17 protein-coding genes and 1 riboswitch are annotated in these 19292 nt (G+C 67.2%); of the genes, 6 read left to right on the top strand and 11 right to left on the bottom strand.

Annotated elements, in window-relative coordinates:
* Positions 1-102: 102 nt before the first annotated feature.
* The 7 genes from AC50YC_RS15405 to AC50YC_RS15375 all read right to left on the bottom strand — a co-directional run bounded on the left by AC50YC_RS15405 (position 103) and on the right by AC50YC_RS15375 (position 9387).
* On the bottom strand, positions 103-3165 hold the full coding sequence (locus AC50YC_RS15405) for a glucosaminidase domain-containing protein (RefSeq protein ID WP_494954187.1): 3063 nt from the start codon (positions 3163-3165) through the stop codon (positions 103-105).
* A gap of 31 nt (positions 3166-3196) precedes the next feature.
* Positions 3197-4501, bottom strand: a complete 1305-nt coding sequence (locus AC50YC_RS15400) for a hypothetical protein (protein WP_494954186.1) — start codon at positions 4499-4501, stop codon at positions 3197-3199.
* 27 nt (positions 4502-4528) lie between these two features.
* Complete coding sequence (locus AC50YC_RS15395; protein ID WP_494954185.1) at positions 4529-5251, bottom strand: hypothetical protein; 723 nt, start codon at positions 5249-5251, stop codon at positions 4529-4531.
* 39 nt (positions 5252-5290) lie between these two features.
* Positions 5291-6541 (bottom strand): hypothetical protein, encoded by a 1251-nt coding sequence (locus AC50YC_RS15390; RefSeq protein ID WP_494954184.1) that lies wholly within the window; start codon positions 6539-6541, stop codon positions 5291-5293.
* The gene (locus AC50YC_RS15385; RefSeq protein ID WP_494954183.1) at positions 6531-8777 is read right to left on the bottom strand and encodes a hypothetical protein; all 2247 of its coding nucleotides are present in this window, start codon (positions 8775-8777) and stop codon (positions 6531-6533) included. Before AC50YC_RS15385 ends, AC50YC_RS15390 begins: the two co-directional genes overlap by 11 nt.
* Positions 8778-8834: 57 nt before the next feature.
* A complete protein-coding gene (locus AC50YC_RS15380; RefSeq protein ID WP_494954182.1) occupies positions 8835-9134 on the bottom strand; it encodes a hypothetical protein in 300 nt (99 codons plus the stop codon).
* Positions 9135-9237: 103 nt separating this feature from the next.
* Positions 9238-9387: a hypothetical protein gene (locus AC50YC_RS15375; protein WP_494954181.1), complete on the bottom strand. Its 150-nt coding sequence runs from the start codon at positions 9385-9387 to the stop codon at positions 9238-9240.
* A 36-nt stretch (positions 9388-9423) separates the two neighbouring features.
* Between AC50YC_RS15375 and AC50YC_RS15370 the strand changes: the two genes are divergently transcribed.
* Positions 9424-9918, top strand: coding sequence for an AfsR/SARP family transcriptional regulator (locus tag AC50YC_RS15370; RefSeq protein ID WP_494954180.1), 495 nt, complete (start codon positions 9424-9426; stop codon positions 9916-9918).
* Positions 9919-9927: 9 nt separating this feature from the next.
* Here AC50YC_RS15370 and AC50YC_RS15365 read toward each other — a convergent pair whose 3' ends face one another.
* Positions 9928-10197 carry a hypothetical protein gene (locus AC50YC_RS15365; protein ID WP_494954179.1) on the bottom strand — a complete coding sequence of 90 codons (270 nt, stop codon included), beginning with the start codon at positions 10195-10197 and terminating at the stop codon, positions 9928-9930.
* Between the two features lie 201 nt (positions 10198-10398).
* Positions 10399-10569, top strand: a riboswitch (cyclic di-AMP (ydaO/yuaA leader).
* Positions 10570-10573: 4 nt separating this feature from the next.
* On the opposite strand from AC50YC_RS15365, the gene AC50YC_RS15360 reads away from it, so the two are divergent.
* On the top strand, positions 10574-11326 hold the full coding sequence (locus AC50YC_RS15360; protein WP_494954178.1) for an NlpC/P60 family protein: 753 nt from the start codon (positions 10574-10576) through the stop codon (positions 11324-11326).
* Between the two features lie 57 nt (positions 11327-11383).
* Here the strand turns inward: AC50YC_RS15360 and AC50YC_RS15355 are convergent, their stop codons facing one another.
* Positions 11384-11971 (bottom strand): dihydrofolate reductase family protein, encoded by a 588-nt coding sequence (locus AC50YC_RS15355; RefSeq protein WP_494954177.1) that lies wholly within the window; start codon positions 11969-11971, stop codon positions 11384-11386.
* 543 nt (positions 11972-12514) lie between these two features.
* On the opposite strand from AC50YC_RS15355, the gene AC50YC_RS15350 reads away from it, so the two are divergent.
* Together AC50YC_RS15350 and AC50YC_RS15345 are read left to right on the top strand one after the other, a co-directional pair.
* Entirely contained in the window at positions 12515-13465 is a 951-nt protein-coding gene (locus AC50YC_RS15350) for a serine hydrolase (RefSeq protein ID WP_494954176.1), read from the top strand.
* A 60-nt stretch (positions 13466-13525) separates the two neighbouring features.
* The gene (locus AC50YC_RS15345) at positions 13526-13717 is read left to right on the top strand and encodes a DUF1918 domain-containing protein (RefSeq protein WP_494954175.1); all 192 of its coding nucleotides are present in this window, start codon (positions 13526-13528) and stop codon (positions 13715-13717) included.
* A gap of 5 nt (positions 13718-13722) precedes the next feature.
* Here the strand turns inward: AC50YC_RS15345 and AC50YC_RS15340 are convergent, their stop codons facing one another.
* On the bottom strand, positions 13723-15180 hold the full coding sequence (locus AC50YC_RS15340; protein ID WP_494954174.1) for a DUF5129 domain-containing protein: 1458 nt from the start codon (positions 15178-15180) through the stop codon (positions 13723-13725).
* A gap of 181 nt (positions 15181-15361) precedes the next feature.
* On the opposite strand from AC50YC_RS15340, the gene AC50YC_RS15335 reads away from it, so the two are divergent.
* Together AC50YC_RS15335 and AC50YC_RS15330 are read left to right on the top strand one after the other, a co-directional pair.
* Positions 15362-15919: an LpqB family beta-propeller domain-containing protein gene (locus tag AC50YC_RS15335; protein ID WP_494954173.1), complete on the top strand. Its 558-nt coding sequence runs from the start codon at positions 15362-15364 to the stop codon at positions 15917-15919.
* Positions 15919-17589, top strand: coding sequence for a DUF5671 domain-containing protein (locus AC50YC_RS15330; RefSeq protein WP_494954172.1), 1671 nt, complete (start codon positions 15919-15921; stop codon positions 17587-17589). Before AC50YC_RS15335 ends, AC50YC_RS15330 begins: the two co-directional genes overlap by 1 nt.
* 17 nt (positions 17590-17606) lie before the next feature.
* Here the strand turns inward: AC50YC_RS15330 and AC50YC_RS15325 are convergent, their stop codons facing one another.
* The gene (locus AC50YC_RS15325; RefSeq protein WP_494954171.1) at positions 17607-19259 is read right to left on the bottom strand and encodes a SulP family inorganic anion transporter; all 1653 of its coding nucleotides are present in this window, start codon (positions 19257-19259) and stop codon (positions 17607-17609) included.
* Positions 19260-19292: the final 33 nt, after the last annotated feature.

Below are 19292 nucleotides of genomic sequence, written 5' to 3'. Positions count from 1 at the left end.
ATTCCTGCCGGCCCTCCGAAACTGCTCCGCCCCATACGGCTCGGCGGCACATTGGCGGCGGCGGTTCCCTGTCACCGCCGCCGTGCTGCGTTTATGCGGCTGCTACTGTGCGGCGTTTGCCCGTTCGATCAGCCGCATAACGCTCGTGAGCGTGGCGGCGTAGCTGGGATCGGTGGCGTACCCGGCAGCAGCCACAGCGTTGGCGAAGGCGTAGGGGGCTTCCGTGTGGTCAAAGGCTTTGCGGTAGCGGGCGTTCCGGCGCAGGACGGCACCGTGATCGGCGAAGGACTCTTCAGCCGAGCCGTACGCCCGGAACCAGTCCATGACGATGTAAACGAACCGGCCGTTCGACGGCGTTACCGAGATGACCTTGGGAAACGTTCCGTTGGGGTGGCTGAGGACTTCCCGCGTCTGCAGGAGCTGCCGCTGCGACTCCGGGACCGAGGTCTTGGCCTTGATGCCGAAGAAGTTGAAATGCGGTGCCTTCTTGCCCCAGCCTGACTCCAAGGCAGCCTGCCCCAGGGTGACGAGCCAGGGGACGCTGTTGTTCGCCTGCGAGCGCTGGGCGTGCGGGGCGTAGCTTCGAACGAAGTCAGCCACGTGGGCGGGCACCGCCGAAGGCTTGCTCGCCGGACCCGGCGGCGGCTTGGACTGCGGCGGTGCATCTAACCCGCTGATCCCCGGGACGGCGCCGGAAAACAGGGGACTGGGGTTGCGGGCACCCTCCCAGCTGAGGTCAACGTGGATGTGGTCGATGTGTTTGTTGGCCCCGGGATAGGGCCGCCAGCCTTCGTTGCGCCGTGCCCAGCTCCACTGGTTGTGGTTCCAGATCAGGTAGGCCACCTGGAGTTCGACGGCGTTGCTCTTCAGCCAGGCCACATAGGCGTCCGCCTGGGCCCTTTCGATCGGGCGGTTCACCATCGCGTGCAGGTCCACGGATCGGCCCTCGCCGTGCAGCGACGGTGTGCCTGCCTCCGTTTTCCGGCAGTTGTAGGTGCCGGCATGGCGTCCGGTGAGCCGGCGCCATTGGTCCGCCATCGCCCGGGCCCCGGGCTGCTCGCCGGTGGAGCATTTGGTGAAACTGCCGCGCACCACGCGGCCGGCGGCCCGGTCGGATTTCAGCGGCGACGGCGTAGGGGCCGGAACCTTACTTTGGTTCCTCCGGTACTCGTTGATCTCAGCGACCGCGGCCTTGCCCGCAGCCCCGGGGAGGTAAGTCCAGGACGTCCAGGTTCCCCGCACGTCAATATGCGCGAAGCTGGCCCCGATGCCCACTCCGATGCCGTCCCCCAGGGCGTCGACGGCGGCTTTGGCGATCGCCATGCCTGTCATTCCCGCCACCGTGATATCCGCAGCCTGTCCGCTGCAGTGCCGGCTGAGTGTCGGCGTCTTCGGGGGGTTGCTGCGCCGGTAGACGGCGACGTTGCGGTCCCAGGACCGGTAGCCGGAGGTGATGCGTACCGGCCGGCCGACGCGGTCGCGGAGCTTCTGCAGGGCGGCGACCAGGAGCGGTGAGATCCGCGCCTTGTCAGCGTACTGGTTGCCGCTGAACACCAGCTCACCCACAGTGAAGTTGGGGGAGAGCTTGAGTCCCCGCAGACCGGGTCCCGTCTCGTAGAGCGGCAAACCCGTGTTGTTGGGATCCCAGTGTTCCTCGCCCTTGCCGGTCTTCCCCGAGGTCGGGCTCAATGCCTGTCCGGACGGGAACGCCTCATGCTCGCCGATGTCCTCAGCCTCGGCTTCCGCTGCCGCCAGCTCCCATTCGCCTGCCTCAGCCTCCGCCTCTCCGGCGACGCCTTCCTCGAACTCTGCCTCTGGCTCCCCGGCGAGGCCGGCGTGGTCCTCGAAGACGTCGACAGCCGCGGCCCCGGAAGCCCCGGCCGCCTCGGAGTCTTCGGATTCGTCCTGTTCTGATCCGGCGGTGTCCGCTTCGGAGAACGCGGAAGGCTCCTTGAAGCGGAACCCGCTCTCCCCGAAGTAAAGCTGGCCGGCATGGGCCTCGTTCGAGTGGTCGACGGCGGCCAAGCCTTCGGCAGACGCTCCTTCTGGTACCTCAGCTTCCCGCGCCGTGGCGTTGACCAGATCTGCCGCCGGGTCTGCCAGCAGACGCCAGCCGAAGCGGCGGGGGATGTCGTTGTGGGCTGTCCGGGTGGCTTCCACCCGGAAGGCCGGCGATGACCCCAGACCTTTCAGGGCGGTGGCCACGCGCTGGCTGTTCCGGGCTGTCGGTTCACCGTTGCGGTAGATGACGCGAAGCGCTCCCGAGTCCGCCTGGTGGCGCCGTCTGGCCCACTGGATCAGGGCGGACGGATCCGAGTAGAGGGCGTCGAAGGTGAAGACCTGGTCCGGGTCAGTGTGTTTCAGAATCGCCATCAGCGGCGCGCCGCCCCCGGAGTGGGCCGTAAGGATCAGTTTGCCCTGGCTGATGCTGGCGCCGGTGCGGGCGTTGAAGGCCTCCAGCGCGGACGCTATCAGCTTCTTGAGTCCGTTCGGCTTGACCAGCTCCGGAAAGGAGTAGCCCGCTCCGCCGTTCCCGCCGAAGTAGTGACCGCGCGGCAGCACGGCCAGCGTGGGGCGGATGCTGCCGGGCGTCGAGGGATTGGCGGGATCGGCCAAATCCAGTCCGCTGGCTTGCTCCTTGTCCCGGAGGAGGCTCATCTTGTCCCGGCGGCCGGAATAGCCGTGGAGGTGGACCACAATGTCCACCGGCCCGGTGCGTGGCATGCTGTTCCACTTCAGCACCAGGTCCGGGGCAGTTCCCCGATGGGGGCGCAGCAGGGGCAGCCGGTCCACAACGAGCCGGCCCGCGGCGACGTTCCCGCCCGCGGCCTCATCGCGGCTCTCGCGCTCGCCGGCGGCAGCCTCTTCGGCGGCGGGCGTTTCAAGCTCGGCCAGGTCTGCCTGCACCTGCCAGGTTAGGTTTTCCTGTTCCTCTTCCGATTCGTTCCATGTCAGGGCGTTGTAGGCGTCCTCCGCCACGTGGCCCGCCTGCCCGGTTTCGCGTGGCGCCGGTCCGTCGGCCAGGGCCTCGTCCACAGCCTCAGTGGCGGCCGGGCTGTCGGTGAAGGTGAAGACATCTTCCTTCACCGGCCAGTTGGGCTGTTCACGTTCGGTCTCCCCGTCACCGTTCAGGGAGAAGACCTGGGTAGCCGTGTAGTCCTCCATGACATCTTCCTTACCGTGTTGGACTCGGGGGTTAGACCCGGGTCGACTTGCCGTTGGGCGAGGGCGCCGAGAAGACCGGGGCTGCCGCCGTCGGAGTCGGTTCGGGGAGACGAAGCGGCTGGGTGGGCCGCTTGGAGTCAGGGCTGACCGAGACCACCGTTGGATCCTTGATCCGGGTGCCGGTGGCCGACTGCCACAGGTCGATAACCCGGATCATGGCGTCCGCAACGACGGGGTTCGGGACCAGATTGGAGTGGTAGAGCATTTCCGCCGCCGTTTCCGAACTGAACGCGCCGTTTTCGATGAACCACATGAGGGGGGACAGCAGCCCGGCGAGTTCAAACAGTTCCCGGGACTCCCGCGGCGGGGTGATCCCCACACGGGCCCCGATCGCGGCCAGGCGGTCCGCGGCATTGCCGCTGGCGCCGGCCTCAGCCTTGAGGTCCATGACCACGCTGGTGTCATATTCCACCGTGAGGTGGAACCAGCTGAGCATCGTGACGTAGGCGTACTCCTCCTGGGCCAGCATGCCGCCGCGGCGCCGCATCGTGAGCATTTCCGCGATCGACTGGCAGAGGTAGGCGATGTAGCTCCGATCCGTCGCGTTCGGCCCGCCCTGGTTCCGGTCATTCAGGATGCCCTGCCAGACCTGGCGGAGCAGCTCTTCAAAGAGGTCGAAGAAGCGGGTGTTCGAGCCGGCGCCGACGTCGCGTTTCCAGGGCTGGCCCTCCAGCGGTGCGCCCAGCGGCGGATGGGACAAGTCCCGCCCAAACATGCGCCAGTAAGCGTTCCGCCGGTTGACCCGGGCGTCCGGCCGAAGCTGGCTGGAGACTCCGAGGATGTGGAAGGCCGGGGGATCCCGGAAGAAGAGTTCCTCGGTGTGCCTGGCCCAGAGCAGCGTGGGAACGGTGGGGGGAGCCAGCGTTTCCCCTACCTTGTAGCGGCGCACGACCTCGCCGAGGATCTCGACGATTCCGGTGTTTTCCAGCAGGAAGGCGTAGATGAGGTGGTCCCACGGGAGCGGTGTTGTGGTGCCCAGCGGATTGGGCCCGTGGTAGGCCGGCGGGATGACGGTGCCGGTGCTGATGCCGGCGGGCAGTGAGGTCAGCAGCCCGGGTGGCATCTTCAGGCCATCCACCACAGCCTGGTTTCCGACGATGGTGCTCGGGAGAGTGGGCGGAGCGGGAAGATACCTGACCAGACCGTTGACGGCGAAGGCTTCTTCGAGCCACCGGCTCAGCTGGATGGGATTGTGGGCAAACACCACTTCCGGACTGGGAGTGGCGGCGGTTGTCAACGTGGGGTCAACGACCAGTCGGGCGAGCGTGCGGAACATTGTGGGGCCTCCAAAATTTTCTGGTATTCAGCGCCGAAATGGAATGCCCAGCGCGATCGGAGTTGCTTGGCCATCGAGTAGCTCGACGTATTGCACCTTGTCGGAATCGAGGCCGAGATAGCCATTGCTGACATCGTCAGCGGGCACCTGATCCCTGGGGCCGTCGAGGAACTTGACCACCACGGTTTCGGTGCCTTCAGGCAACGGCGCCACGAACTTGAGCAGGTACGGCGACGCGGACTTGGACTCCCCGGCCCCGAGGATCTCAGGCGAAGGGATAAGGGTGTTTTCACGCTGGGAGCCGATTCTTTTCCGGCTGCCCAGGACGCTGGAGAGTGCATTGAACTGCAACGCCAGCAGCAACTGCTCCGGTTCCGCATCGATCACGCGGGGTCCGCGGCGGTCCCGTTTCCTCGGCTCGGCCTTCCGTTCGATTTCTTGCCGCAGCACCTCGTCGGAGGCCTGCCGCGAGCTTCGCTCGGCGAGCAACTCCTGCACCAGGGCTATGTCCGTCTCCTTCAGACGCAGCTGCTGGGCCAGCAGCGCATTCTGCTCGTTGAGGACCTGCCTGATCGATCCCGCCATTTCCACACTGAAGTCGCGGGCGGCCTCCCGGATCGCCTGGGCTGTGGCCTCCTGGCCCGGTACGTTCCGGGCGGAGGCCTTTGCGGGGCCCCTGGCCGTGACTTTGGCCTCTGCCGGTTTCGCCTGCTCCGGTGAACCCGCCGCACCGGTGTCTTTCTGGTCCATTTCGATGTCACTTTCCTTCCGGTGTTGCACTCAGGGGTCTCAGGCGGCGACGGCGGCCGTGCCGCCTATGCGTCGGAGCCAAAGTTCGACGACGTCGTCGTCGGTTCGCTTGGCGTTGCCGTTCAGCACCGACAAGGCAAGGACGCGCATGGACTCCAGCCGGGCGAGGTAGCTGGATGTGTAGAGGGAGGCTCCGGCCCGTTCGGCAAGCCGGGCCAGTTCTGCCGGGGCCACGGTCATGGGATCGGCGAACGCCGTGATCGGCACACCGCCGAAGGCCCGCATCGGCGTCCGTGTGCAGACTTCCGCCAGGGCAGGCAGTTGGGCGAGGCTGGCCCGGCCGATTTCCTGTACCTCACGGGTGGCAGATTCAAGGGGATGGCGGTTGATCCAGGCCCGGGCCAGATCGTCCCAGGGGCCAGGGCCGAACCAGGACCGGCAGAGGCCGGCGTTGAAGAGCACCCGGACCCAGCCAAAGGGATGGGGGTCGCCAAACGGCATCCGGTACACCTTCCGGGTGGTGCCGTCCACAACTGTGGCCAGTGCCGGCAGCGGTGCGTAGCCGAGCAGGACAAACGCGTAGACGTCTGCGGCCACCTCGCTGGCCCAGCTCCGCCAGCTCTCGGCCGCGACGACGGATACTGGCGCGAGGCGGCGGTAGAGCACAGATCCCAGTTCCTCGGTCCAGCCGGTCAAATGGGCCACCTGGTGTCCCGTTTCGTGGACCAGCGAGGTGGGCCGCCACAGGTTGTGCCGGGTGATCTTGATCGCGGCAACGGGGGAAAGCGAGGAATCCCACAGCCGGGCGCCGGAGCGCAGGATGGAGGCGCCGATGCCCTTGTCCAAGTAGGTGAGGACCGGGGGAGTGGGGATCCCGAGGGGACGCAGGACCCGGTCCATGCTGTCCACCGCGATCGCGTCGAGGCCCCGCAGGACGGCTCCGATCCGGGCATTGGTGCGGGTATTGACCGCGTCACCGTAGAAGTCCAGCACCGTTTCCACCTGTTCGTACCGCCGGCGCAGTTTCAGCAGTCCGGTGCGGACCGCGCTGAGCTCGCCGGCTGTGCGGGCAGCAGCCAGGGCCGCGCTCAGGTGGTCAGCCTCCGCCACCACCGAGGTGGAAACGGACCGAAGACTTGAACGGACGCTGAGTCCCAGATAGCTCTCCAGCGACAGCCAGGCCGCGGGCGCGGCCAGCACCTCCAGGTCTGTCAGGGCGATGCTGGCCCGGCGCCAGTGGCGGACTTCTGTGCCGAGTGCCGCCTTCTCTGCCGCGAAATCATTGGCCACTGTACTTCCACCCCGAATGCACGCTGACCTCCGGCAGCTGGACTTCGCCGCCCAGTTTTTCCTTGGTGAGCTCGGAAAACGTGATCGAGATGGTCACCCCGCCCGGCGGCTCGGCCACCGCCGCCGCGAGCTGCGCGGCGCGCTGGGTAAGAAACTTGGACAACGACGACGCCACCGCCTTCATCAGGCGATCCACCGGAGCTGCTGCCTCGGCAACGTCCTTGACCAGCCCGTGCCGCACCATCCGTGCCGTCAGGACCGCGGGCAGCTTGGGTGCATAGACCCGGTGCAGGGCGCTGAGCACGGAGGGCAGGTCCCGGCGGGCAGCCGGTGACGACGGCTGGAGCATGGCCAGCATCTGCTGGGCCTGCCGTTCCGAAAGCCTCAGCTGGACCCGCAGCCGCCGTCGGGAGGGTTCCAGCAGCACCATGAGCCGTCGGGCCAACCGCTGCTTGGCCCTGCCACGCGCCATGGCGGCCGACCGGATCCGGAAGTAGCGCCGGCCAATCCTGGGCCGCTGCCTGCCGATGGCCGGAGCCGGCCCGGACCGCCGGCCGAGGGCCGGCTCGCCAAGGAGCAGTCCCGCGACCTCCGGGGTGAGCAGCTGGAACTCCGCGGCGTCCGCCGTTTCGGCCTCGTCCGGGGCTTCATCCTGGGTCAGGTGGCCGAACTGGGTTCCCGGGATGGCCTCATAGAGGTCCACCTCCGCTTCCAGCGGCCAGCGGCGGACACCCCGGTCGAGAAGATGGCCTTCGAGGGTGCCGCCGTCGGACCAGTTGATGGCCCTGGCGGCCTGGCGGCTGATCCGCACCGGGAAGACCCTGGTGTATTTGCGGTAACGGTACCGGGGACGTGCGGACCGTGGCATCAGCAGCCAGACCCCGCCTTCGCCGGCCGTTTCCCGCTCCGGGAGGTCGTGGTGCAGGATCTTGTCCGGCAGGTATGCGGCAGCCGATTCCACGAAGGCCTCCTGGATGGCTGCCGCGAGCTGCAGCTGGTCCTCGAAGACCTCCTCGGGCAGTTCCATCAGCCTCAGGACGGTGCCCTCCACCGTGGACGCCACCGCCTCACCGGAGAGCAGACGCTCCGACTCAGCCTCGGTCTCGAAGCCGAAAACCCTCAGGCCAAGGTCAGCGACCGGCGTCGCAATCAGCTTGGCAGGGCCGGCACCGATCAGCCCCTTGGTGAGGCCCGCAATAACGCCCGCCACGAACTTGACCACCCGTTGCCGGCCGATGATCGATATACCCAGCTTGATCAGGGGCTGCACGGCCATGACAGCGGGCAGGAACTGTTCGATTTCAGCTTCCGGGCTGCTGCCTTCGGGCAGTTCCGCGAGCCGCTCGGCGAACCTGGCGCGGGCCGCCTCCAGGGCGGCAACAGCATCCGCGGACTCGTACTCGCGCGGCTCGAAGAAACTCTCACCGAGTTCCTCCTCGGCTTCGGGAGCGTACAGCAGAGACGCGACTTCGAGCTCAAAAACCTCCGCGAGCCCTTCAGCGGAGGCGTGATCCTCGGCTTCGGCCTCGGCGACTCCCAGTTTGGCGGCCAGTTTGCGGGCCAACGGCCTGACACTGGCCGGCAGCCGGTTCATGGCGGAACTGATGACACGCTTGAGCAGGGGCCTGACCAGGCCTTTGAGCTTGTTCAGCAGAAGACCAATGGGAAGGACCTTGCCGACTGCCGCGATACCCTTCTTGACCAGCCCGACAGCGCCGCGCGCCAGCTTCTTTCCGGCCCGGATAAGGCCGCCGATGAAACCCTCATAGCCGGAGAGCCCGTACTGGGACTCGTTGCTGGCGGCCTCCAGGAGCTGTTCAAACTCCTGGGCCGGCAACCCGTAGACATCGGCCGTCACGAGACGTTCAGCGAACCCGTCCAGGGCGCGTTCGGCCTCCGCGGCGATCGGCTCCACCCAGTCCTCCAGCGAGGCGCGGGTATCCGCCTCGGCCGGCAGCGAGGACCAGTTCCGCTGATCCGCCAACTGGTGGGCCGCAGCGTCGTTGATGAGCTGGTCCAGGGCGTCCACAAAATCTTCGTCTTCGAGTTCCGTATAGAACGCCGCGGCCTCTTCGACCTCCGGGGCGAAGGCCTCCGTCATGAACCTGGCCGGGAAGGGCGTGTTCAAGACCGCCTCCGGGGCGGCGGCCTGGGCAAAAGCTGGGGTCGCGGGAGGCTCGGCCAATGACAGGCCAGAGAACAGAGTCTCGCCGGTGAAGCCGGACTGTGCGTCCATGACACCCTCCTTACGGGATATTGTTTTCAGCTTCGGGGACTTCTGTGTTTTCCACCGTCAATCTTCTGTCTCCATTCCCGTCACCGGCTCATTTTCAAGCTCGGCAATAAGTGCTTCGAGCAACATAACGAGTTCGACAGTCCCGGAAACCACCCATTCCCGCCGGCTGCCGTTTGCGGTCCGTACCCGAATAAACACCCCTTGTGGGTTCCGCCAGAGGCGCAGTAATATCACGGAACAATCGGCTTTCATGGCGGAAATGATCCGCCCAAGTTCCTTCCTAGACGTCAACGCTGCGTAGCAATGTTGCCGATCGCCGCGTATGCCGTGGCCGTTTCCTGAATCTTTCCGCGTCATATCTCCGTGGGGTAATAAAATGACGTCTGCAGTAAGTCAAAGTTCCGTCGCAGATTCGGAATCGGAAGGTCAACCGGGCCTGCTCCTCTTGAACGGTTTTTCCCTATTGCTCGCGCATAAAGAGCTTCAGCTGCCCATTCATGCCCAGCGCGTCCTGGCGTTTCTTGCAATTGCCCGCCAGGACGGTGTGAAATGTTCCCGGCAGGCGGTAATAGCTAAATTGTGGGCGGATTCCAGCGCGGATCATGGCCACGGAAGCCTCCGCACTGCGCTGTGGAGAATCCGTTCGGTGCACGGGTCCCTCATTTCTGCGGGCCGAAGCGAACTGGCGCTCGGCGACGGCGTGGTGACGGATCTCCAGTTGTGCCGGGCGCAGGCCGCCAGGCTGCTGGCACCCGGCGGGGACTTGTCGGTCGACGACACCAACAGCTCGCCGCTGACCGGGGACCTGTTGCCGGAGTGGGATGAAGACTGGCTTCTGATAGAGCGGGAACGCCTTCGCCAGGTGCAGTTGCACGCACTGGAGGCACTGGCGGTCCGGCTGCGAACCCTGGGCCGCTATCCGGAAGCAATCGATGCGGCGCTGCGGGCCAAGGCCATCGAGCCGCTCCGTGAATCCGTGCACGCCGTCCTTATCGATATCTGCCTCGATGAGGGGAACGTCGCTGCCGCCCATGAGTACCTTCGGCAATACAGTTCGTTGCTGTGGACCGAGCTGGGATTGCGGCCATCGCCGAGGCTGCTGGAGCGGGTCCGTGGCGTGTCCCGGGTTCCCCGCCAGTGAGGATCGGGCTCAGCGTCCCGGCCGGCGTTCCACCACGGCATAGGCCTTTTCGTCGAAGAATTCCCAATCCGTGATCACCATAAAGCCGAGGGCATCCACGCGGTCGTTCAGGACATGCACGTCAAAGCCGCCGTCACGGGGTTCGGCGTCCCAGGTGGACACGTGGACCTCCCCGTTTTCCAGCACCAGCAGCTCGGTGTTGACATTGAAGTCCGCCGGCGGCTGACTGCTCAGCTGGCAGATGGCGACACAGTGCCTGATGACGTCGGGACTGTCCATTTTGGGCCTCCGCTTCGGGGGAACGGTGATGGCATCATCCTATGCCCGCGGCGGGGTCCGGCGGGGCCGGCCGGACGCCGGTCACCACCGCCCGCCACTGTGCCGATGTGACACTCCGTAATCATTCCGTTACCGTTGTTAGGTGCCTGTTGTTTCCGAGACGGGCTCTCCCCAGCCGATTGCCTAACTCTGCCGCGGCTTGGGGATAACTCGCAGCAACGTCCGGCAGAGACGGGGAAACCAATTTTGACCCGCTGTTCTCCAGGGGTCTTGGGGTGAAGCCGCACGGCCCGTCATGATCGGGCCAGCGTGCGGCCGGGTGCCTCCCATCCGAATCCGACAGCTCACCTCGCAGGCATTGGGAGAGGCTTCTTCAATGACTTTTAGCAATACCCGTGCGCCCAAACGCGCCGATCTTCGCAGCAAACGCCGCGCCGCCGGTACCATCGGCCGCCAGGCCGCAGTTCTTGTAGCCGCTTCCGGAATGGTGCTCAGCGGCGCCATGGCCGCGAATGCAGCCGATGCACCGACCGAGCGGGATTCCGCACCGGCGTCGTCCGTTGACGTCCAAGGCCTGGTTTCCGCGCCGGTCATGGCGGACTCCGCCGTCCAGATCACGTTCGAGCGCCCGGCCGTTGAGACTGCTCCGGCTCCCGTGGTCGAGGCACCCAAGCCTGTCGCCGCTCCGAAGGCACCGGCAGCTAAGGCCCCGGCGGCACCCGCCCCGGCGCCTGCCCCCGCTGCCGCCGCCAAGGCGACGGTGAAGGTCCAGGCCGCACCCGCCCCCGCCGCTGCCGCCCCGGCGGCCGGTGGAGTCAACGCCACCCTGCTGGCCGTCGCGTACGGCCAGATCGGCATCACGCAGGACTGCACCGCCGTGGTGGAGAAGGCCCTGAACGCTGCCGGTATCGCGGTCGGTGACATCGGCCCGACGGCCTTCATGAAGTACGGCAAGGTCGTCGCTGATCCCCAGCCCGGCGACATCATCGTCCAGTCCGGCCACGTCGCCATCTACGCCGGCAACGGCCAGGCCATCAGCGGCGGCATGAACGGCGTCAACGCCACCATGACGCACCCGCTGTCCTGGCTGACCGCCACCGGTCCCGTGACGTTCGTCCGCGCCGGCTAGCAGCACCGCTCACAGCATGTCGAAGGCCGGTCGATCGGTTGCCTTGGGGGCAGCAGATCACCGGCCTTCAGCTTGCCCGGGGTCCGGCTCCGATGCATACCTCAGCAACACCACACCGTTGCCGAACGGACGGCTCTCCAGCAGCCTCAGTGGCGTCATCACGTCCGTCTCCTGGAAAAGGGGCGTGCCCCGTCCGACCAGGACCGGGTGCACATAGATCCGATACTCGTCGATCAGCCCGAGCCGTCTGAAAGACGCGGACAGATTGGCGCCGCCCAGCGCCAGATCACCGCCGGGCTCTTCCTTGAGCCTCGCAATGTCCTCGGCGACGACGTCGCGCACCACCTCGGTATGCCACCCGGCCGACGCCAGGGTCCTGGAGTAGACGATTTTCGGCATGTCCCGCCAGATCCCCGCGAAGTCGGCCTCCGTGGGGGTGCTTGAGGGGTCCTGGTCGGCCGTCGGCCAGTAGTCGGCCATCAGTTCATAGCTGACACGGCCGTCCAGGAAAGCGCCCATGGTCCGGAGTTCATCGTTGAAGTGGCGGTGCAGTTCATCATCCACCCGGTGCCAGCTCAGGTCCCGGTCCGGACCCTCTATGAATCCGTCCAGGGATACCTGCATCATCAGGATGACCTTGCGCATCACGGGCTCCTTTCCGAAACTGCCGGCCGGGGTTCCAGCGTACGCCGCGCCCCGCAGCTGCGGCAGGGGACGGGAAGGTCCGACGCCGGGCGGCAGCTTATTGCCGTTCCGGAGTTCACCCCGCCTGCGGCCGTGTCAAAGTGATCCTGACCGGCAGCATCTTGCCGAATGTGGCGGCTTCCGGCGCCGCAGCTGCCGGGATCCGGCTCGAGGACCTGCCTTTTACGGGCTCTCCGTTGCACGGGGCACAGCGGGAACTTCGTTTCCGTCGGCAGGAGCTAGCCGGCTGATCCAGGGTCCCGCGGGCGTGGCCCCTTGCGCTCAGGCCCTGCCGGTAGAAGAATGCAGGAAATTTGAAGCCGCGCCGCGGTTCTTTACTTTCGGAGGAAACGCATGCCCAAGAGCCTGCCTGTGGCGTCAGCCGACGTCACGCCCCCGATGATGTCCCGGGGCTGAAGCCTAGTGGAATCCTGGGGCCCCGGCCGGCACTACAGCAGCGGCCGACACACACATGAGGCGGCACAGGGATCCGGGCCGCGCCTGTTGAGCCGCTTGGGCGGGATCCGCCCGCAGTTCCTGATCGCGCTGGTTACCGTTCTTGGCCTGATCACGGCCGGGGCCGTTTACGGCACCATCCAGGGCCGGGGTCCGTCCGACGCCGGGGCCGCGCCGGCTACGTCCGCGTCAGCCCCAGCAGGTTCCGCCGGAGCAGCCGACCCGTTGTCCGCCGCCGGCTCGAGCGAGAGCGGCGGAACGCCCACGGCAGTACCCCCGACGCCGTCACCCGCCGCCGTCACGCCCGCCGCGCCCGCCATCGGGCCGGCGCTGGACGCGGAAATCAACGCCGTGATCGCGGCCTACAGCGGCTACCAGGTGGGCGTTGCCCTGATCGATGTGGCTGACGGGGCGGTGCACGAATACGGGGTCAAGACCAAGTTCGTGGCCGCGAGCACCGGGAAGATCCTCGCCGCCGCCGCCTACTACCATCTGGTGGAAACCGGCAAGGCCTCGCTGGGAACCCCGATGGGGGCATCCACCGCCGGCCAGCAGATCCGGCAAATGGTCCAGCAAAGCAACAACGAGTCGTGGGCGTTGATCCTCGCCGCCGTGGGCCACACGGGACTGACTAACTATGCCGCCTCGATCGGCATTCCCTATGACCGGACCGTGAACAGCCTGACTCCGGCGGAGATGGCACAGATTCTGTCCGAGCTGTACAGCGGCCGGCTGCTCAACGCGGTCAACACCGCCCAATTGCTGTCCTACATGCAGAAAACCAACTACGAATCACTGATCCCGGCCGCCGCACCCGCGGATGTCAGCGTCTTCCACAAGTACGGACTCCTTAACGGCTACCTGCACGACGCGAGCATCCTGGTGCAAGGGGACCGGGCGTACGTGTTCGTCGTCTACACGCTGGGCCGGGACGCGGAGGCTGCCCGCACCCGCGTCTTCCAGGAACTGACCGGCACAGTCGCCGCCGGACTCTTCTGACGACAGTGACCGTTCCCCGGTAGGACACACAACCGTACGCTGGAAAAGGAGGTGAACGACATGAAAGCAGCCCAGGGAGACCGCATCATCATCCGTGGCACCACGGTCGAGTCAGCGGACCGGCACGGGGAAATCCTGGAGGTCAAGGGGGCAGACGGGGCCCCGCCCTATCACGTCAGGTTTGACGACGGCCACGAGACCATCCTGTTCCCCGGCGGCGATTTCGTCGTCGAACGCAGCAGGGACGCCTGATCCCGCTAGAAGCTCGATGAACTGCCGGAGCCGGAGAAACTGCCGCCGCTGCTGCCGTAGCCGGTGGTGCTTCCGCCTCCGCCGCGGGCGCTGCTGACACTGCTGACTCCGCTGGTGAAGCCGGAGTTGAAAGTCGGCACGGAGAAGAAGTAATACGCGGGGTACACGGTGCCCAGGATGCTGGGTTCGTAGGTGCGCCCGTACTTGGCCTTGCTCCCGGCCTGTGCGCTCTCCATCTCCTTGCGCATGAGCCTGGCTTCCTTCTCGTCCTTGGTGTAGCCGGCAATCACGGTATCGGCGTGGTTCTTGAGCAGTTCGGAGAGGTGGGTTCGTGCGTCCCGCAGCCGGTCAAGGGCCGTCTCGGGTGTGATGGTTCCGTCCGAGAGTTCCGAGGTCCAGCGTTCAATCTCCCGGTGGCTTTCATCGCGGAAGGAGCGCAGTGCCGCGGCCGTCGCGGAGTCGCCCTCGGCGTTGCGCTTGCTGAGCATCTGTTCGATCGCGGCCAGGTCGGCGCGGAAGGGGGCCAGTTGCCGGTCCCAGGCGGGAGCCCAGGCGGAGCCCCGGTTGAGCAGTGCGTTGGTGTCGGCGATCACGTCGTCGAGGGCGTCAAGTTCGGCGGCGGCGTCGGCGTAGCTGCGGGCCAGCTTAAGGTTCGGCCGCCTGCTGAGGTCCTTGGGCGACAGCGCATGGACCTGGTTGGAGAGGCCGGTGGCGGTGTTGTATTTGGCCATGAAGGTCCGGTGCTTCTCAAGGACGGTGCTGCCGTAACGGGAGGCTTCCGGGATGGTGCCGGCGTTCAGCTCAGTGACCTGGAGATCCATGCTGACGTTGGCGTAGCTGACGTCACCGCGGGCCAGTTCCCTGCGGCTGCCGACCCGGGTCCGCCAGCGCACGATCAGCCAGGTCGCGGCGCCCGCGACGGCCGCCGCAACGCTGGTCCATGCAACGACGAGGAAGGCGGTGGACCGGTACCACGGCTGGTTGATCAGTTCCGCACCGCGCTGGATCCCGGCGATGGTGCCTTCCGTCCACTGGGCGTCGCGAAGAAGTTCCTTGGAGGCGTCCTGGATGTCCTCACGCTGTTCAAGCGAGACCTTCCGGTCCTCGCCCATGTACGTCCCCACTTGCCGGCCCACCGGGTCCACGGCGAAGATGAAGAGCCCGTCCGCCCACTTCTGACCGTCCCCGCTGATCCACTCCGGACGCTCGGACCGGGCAAAACGCAGGACCTCCTCGTTGAGGTTGTCCGACGCCGAGCCGTTATAGCTGTAAACGGCTACCTTCGTGGGCTGATAGAACTCGATCGCCTGCACCGCCGGCAGGAGGGTGTTCCGGTCCAGCACCCCCGCCCGGTCCTCCACGACAATGTCCACCGGCGTGACGGCCTGCGCCGCCGGCCCGGTCCCCACCAGCCCGATCATCACCAGAGCGAGGAGGCCCAGGACTTTCCGTACGATTCCCATTTCCCGAGCGTAGTACCTGCCGCGGGCGGCGTCGACGCACCCGCGCCGCCGGAGACCTGCCTTTCGATGGCTCAGCACCGGATCGTCGCCGGAGGCCGCCGCGCCGGCGAAACAGCAGGTCAGGGCGGAATGGGCCGAAAGACACCATGACGGTACACCCCGGGTGCTACATACTGACGGCATGAGTCCAGAGGAGAAAAAACCCGACCCGAACGCGCCCGGGCCGACGGTGCCCGAACGGGCAACACCGCCGGCAGCGGAACCCGCAGCGGAACCCGCAGCAGAACCGCGCCGGCCGGACCGCACCCTGCTTGCCATTCTGGCCGCGATCGCCGTGATCGTGGTTGTCGCACTGATTGTCGTGTTCACCCGTGGTGAGCCGGCGCCGGTGGACGAGGCCACCCCTGCAGGGGTGGTGCAGCGGTATTCCGCCGCCGTGATTGCCGGGGACGAGACGGCCGCGGCCGCCTACCTGACGGACGCCGCCAAGAACCGTTGCAGCACCGACATGGAGCGGATGTCGGGGGACAACCTCCGCGTCACCCTCGTCTCGACGACCGAGCGGCCGGCCTCGGCGGACGTCAGGGTGCTGATCACCGTCTCCCAGGGCGGCGGTCCGTTCGGAAGTAGCGAATACCAGATCGAGGACGACTTTGACCTGGAGAAGGCAGGAGACAAGTGGCTGATCGACAGGGCTCCCTGGCAACTCACAGTGTGCCAGAACGCCGCGGTGAAGTAATGAGCGCTGACTCCGCCGTGGGCGCGGCCCAGCGGACCGTCCGCCGCCTCATCACCTACCTGCTACTCTTCGCCCTCGTGGTGGTCGCCGCCGTCGGGCTCAGCGGCCTGCTGGGGCGGCTCCTCGTGGCGGACACCGTGCTGGCCACCGGGGACGTGGCGGGGCTGGCGCGTTCACTGGCCTTCGCCCTGATCGGCGGGCCGCTCGCCGCGCTCCTGTGGTGGGTTGTCTGGCGGCGGCTGGGCGACGAGACGGAGCGGGCATCCGTCGGCTGGGGCCTGTATGTGACCGGTGTCTACGTGCTCTCCCTGGTGCTGGCGACGAGCAACCTGCTGAGCGCAGTGACCACGCTGATCGGCGGCCAGTCGCTGCAGTGGCGCCCGTCCCTGGCCACCGGCCTGGTGTGGGCGGCCGTCTGGGTCTGGCACCGGTGGATGTGGCGGCACCCCCGTAAGCGGCCCGTGGACGTGGCTGACGCCCCCACCGTTCTCAGCAGCTACATCGGGCTGGTGATTGGGGTCAGCGGCGCCGTCTCCGCCCTGTCGATCCTGCTGGACGCGGCCCTCCGGGGGGCGCTGGCCGCCGGGATGGTGGGCAAGCCCTGGTGGGTGTCCGCGCTGCAGTCCCTCGTCTGGGCCGTGGGCGGCGGGCTGGTGTGGCGGTGGCACTGGACGCACGACGGCGTCCGGCGGCTGCGCGGCGATCTCGCCAGCGTCGGCCTCATCGCCGTGGGGATCCTTGGCGCCGGCGTCCTGACCCTCGGCGGTGCGGGGGTCACGTTGTTCGTCCTGCTGCGGCTCGCCTTCGACCGCACCGAACCGATGAACCTGCTGCTTGAGCCGCTGGCGCCGGCGATCGCTGCCGCGGCGATCGGGTCACTGGTCTGGGTGTACCACCGCGGGCTGGCGCGCGGAAGTTCCGAAGCCATCCGGCAGGGGAGCCGGCTGGTGACGTCCGGCGTCGCCCTGGTGGCCGCTGCCTCCGGGATCGGCGTGATCGTGAACGCTGCCCTCGCCATGGCGGCGACGCCGCTGGCGGGCTCCGGGGCACGCACCCTCCTGCTTGGTGGCATCAGTTCGCTCCTGGTCGGCGGCCTGGTCTGGTGGTTCACGTGGAAGCCCCTGGAGAGGACCTCCGCGGCGACGCCCGGTGCTGCCGGTGGTTCCGGGAACTGGCAAAACGCCCGCCGAATCTACCTGATTGTGGTGTTCGGCCTCAGCGCCGTGGTTGCCGTCATCACCCTGCTGGTCGTCGGCTACCGGATGTTCGAGTACTTCCTGGGCGACATCTCGGGCGGCAGCGTGGTGGACAGGATCCGGGCCCCGCTCGGTTTGTTGGTGGCCACCGGCCTCGTGGCCGGCTACCACTTCGCGGTGTGGCGCCATGAACGTGCCGTCCTCGCGGCGGCGGTGCCCGTCCGGAACCGGACCATCGGTCACGTCATCCTGGTGACAGGCACCGATCCGGCACTGCTTAACCGGGCCATCGAGGACGTCACCGGGGCCGGAGTGACCGTTTGGAGACGGGCCGACGTCGGGGCTGGTGCCGCTGCCGACGTCGGCGAGCTGGCCGGCAGGCTGGCCGGGGAACTTGAAGGTGTGACCGGAAAGCAGGTGCTCGTCACGGTCAGTCCTGATGGCAGGATCGAAGTGATTCCGCTGCTGGGCTGAGGGGCCGACGCCTGGCCCTATTCCAGCTCGGACGTCCGCTTGTAGCTCCGCACCGCATTGTTGACGGTGGGGAAGAAGTGGTCGGGGCCGAACCGGCTGCTCACCCCGAACCGGATCAGGCGGTCCTTGATGGGCCCCTTCATTTCGGCGAAGACCAGACTGATGCCCCGCTTCGCAAGCTCGTCGTCGAGCGCCACGAGGTCATCCAGTGCGGTGGTGTCCAGGCCGGTGATGGCCTCCGACGCCACGATGACCCACCGTACCGGGTCCGGGGCGTTGGCCACGAGCGCCCGGATGTGTTCGGTGAAGACGGCGCCGTTGGCGAAGAACAGCGGGGCGTCGAAGCGTGCGATCACGAGGCCGGGGACGCGCTGGCCCTCGGGGTGCCGGCTCAGGTCGTGATATCCGGGCACGTCCCCCACAATCCCCAGCTCGGTGCGGTACGGGTCCAGGGCCCGCAGCACGAAAGCGATCAGGGACAGCCCAATCGCGACCACAATGCCTTCCAGCACACCTACAAAAGCGACGCCCAGGAAGGTCGCGACCAGCAGGGCGGCCTCGGTCCGGCTCATCCTGAGCAGCCGGAGGAGCGTCTTCAGGTCCAGGATCGACGCCGCGGCGACCATCACGACCCCGGCCAGCACGCTGGAGGGCAGGAAGGTCGTCAGCCCGGGCGCCAGGATCATGAACAGCACCACAAGGGCGGCGGCAACGGCGCCGGTCAGGGGGCTCTTGGCGCCGGCCTCGACGGCGATCGGTGTGCGCGAGGTGCTGCCGGAGATCGGAAAACCGCCGAAGAGGCCGCTGGCCACGTTCGCCACGCCGAGGGCACCCATTTCCTGGTTGCCGTCAACTTGGACGCCGCTCCGGGCGGCGAAACTCTTGGAGAGGACCGAGGTGTCGGCAAAGGCAATCAGGGCGATGCCGGCCGCCGGCCCGAGCAGGGCGATGACGTCCTCCAGGCTGATTCCGTCGAGGGCGGGCGCCGGCAGGCCTTGGGGCAGGGCACCTACGGTGGGGAGTGCCGCCGTCAGGTCCAGGACGGACGTCAGCGCCGTGGCTGCCGCGACTGCGATCAACACGCCGGGGAGCTTCCAGGGCAGGGAGCGGCACCCAAGGATGACGGCGATGGTGCCGGCGCCGAACAGAAACGCGACAGGATTGATGGCGCCCTGGGCCACGGCCTGCGCCGTCCCCGTGGCGGTGTTCACCAGTGAGCCGCCGGTGCCGGAAATGCCGAGCAGCTTGGGCAGTTGGCTCAACATGATGACGATGGCGATTCCGTTGAGGTAGCCAACGCGGATGGGTTTGGACAGCAGCCCGGTGACGAACCCCAATTTGAAGACCTTGCCGGCCAGCAGCAGACCTCCGATCAGCAGCGCCAGAACGCCCGCGAGGGCCACCGCGTGGTCCGGATCCGTCCCGGCAAGCGGCAGGATGGCGGCGGCGATCATCGGCGCCAGGCTGGAATCCGGGCCGATGATCAGGACCCGGGAGGGGCCGAAGACGGCATAGGCGAGCAGGGGGATGATCGAGGCGTAGAGGCCCGTGACGGCCGGCAGCCCGGCGGCCTCCGCATACGCCATGCCGGCCGGAATGAGGAACGCGCTGAGGGCGGCGCCGGCGGCCAGGTCAGATTTCAGCCAGGGGCGTTCGTAGTCCCGCATCATTCTTAGGCCGGACGGGAGTTTCGGTGCCCTAGC

The organism is Pseudarthrobacter sp. MDT1-56, assembly GCF_059383555.1.
The sequence above is the reverse complement of the archived record's forward strand: the minus strand, read 5'-3'. Positions and strand labels throughout refer to the sequence as shown.